At 65.0% G+C, this 725-nt stretch carries 1 protein-coding gene; it reads left to right on the top strand.

Translation table 11 applies throughout. The features are described 5' to 3' along the window. The coding region (locus F0Q45_RS26405; protein WP_149656641.1) for a transposase at window positions 1-638 on the top strand (638 nt) is incomplete at its 5' end. Window positions 639-725 lie beyond the last annotated feature (87 nt).

Raw genomic sequence — 725 nt, 5'->3', positions numbered from 1 at the left:
TGCGTGAAAAGTACTGTGGATTAACGGCATTGAAGTTGATCGAGGCGATCGCCCGCTGCCGCCCCGACGCCGTGGTGGACGCGTGGGCGCAGTCGGTGCTCACCGCGGCCAAGATGCTCGCCCAGCGGGTGCAGTTCCTCGAGTCCCAAGCCGAAACCCTCGACGGGCAGATCGATGCGTTGGTCAGCGCAGCCAATCCCGGGCTGAGGGCGGCCTACGGCGTCGGCTCGGACACCGCTGCCCAGTTGCTCATCACCGCCGGGTTGAACCCGCACCGGCTGCACAGTGAGGCGGCATTCGCTGCGTTGTGCGGTGTGGCGCCGGTTCCCGCGTCGTCGGGCAAGACCAACCGGCACCGGCTCTCGCGCGGCGGGGATCGAGCGGCCAACAATGCCCTGTTCCGTATCGCCCTGGTAGGCATGTCCCATCACCAACCGACCAAGGACTACGTGCAGCGCCAGCTCGCCAAGGGGCACACCAGGATGGAGATCTTGCGCAAACTCAAACGGGCCATCGCCCGCGAAATGTTCAAACTGTTGACCCGTCAGGTCTCCGTACCCGAGTACGCCGACCTGCGCCCGGCCCGGCAAGCCAAAAACATCACCGTCACCGCCGCGGCCAACCACTTCGGCGTATGACCCACCGTCATCTCCCGCATCGAACGCGGACTGCAACGCGACGACACCTTCGCAGAAACCTACAGAAACTGGCTCCAAGCCGCTTGA

Source organism: Mycobacterium simiae (assembly GCF_008370645.1).
Taxonomy (GTDB): domain Bacteria; phylum Actinomycetota; class Actinomycetes; order Mycobacteriales; family Mycobacteriaceae; genus Mycobacterium; species Mycobacterium simiae_A.
The sequence above is the reverse complement of the archived record's forward strand: the minus strand, read 5'-3'. Positions and strand labels throughout refer to the sequence as shown.